This window comes from Vibrio mytili (assembly GCF_000830505.1).
Lineage (GTDB): Bacteria > Pseudomonadota > Gammaproteobacteria > Enterobacterales > Vibrionaceae > Vibrio > Vibrio mytili.
Window position 1 is genome coordinate 1 of sequence record NZ_JXOK01000047.1, and the last position, 259, is coordinate 259.

Sequence of the window (259 nt, forward strand, 5' to 3'; positions counted from 1 at the left end):
GAGTTCAGTATGGAAACGCTGGGGAGCGCCATTCGCTCAAAGCGTACCGATAGAGGCTGGCGTATTGATGATCTCGCTTCAAAAGCCAACTTATCTCGTAGAACAGTCATGAAAGTAGAAAAAGGCGATACCAGTGTCACCTTTGCCAATGTACTCATCCTCATGGACATCTTAGGGCTATCGTTACGCCTTATCGATTTAAACCTATTTGTTCGTCCACATAGCCAAATAACCTCCCAAACTGAAAACAGCGTGAGAA

General features: G+C 45.2%; 1 protein-coding gene. It reads left to right on the forward strand.

The window, feature by feature from the left end:
- On the forward strand, positions 1 to 259 hold a 259-nt coding region (locus SU60_RS12350; RefSeq protein WP_128814668.1), incomplete at both ends, for a helix-turn-helix domain-containing protein.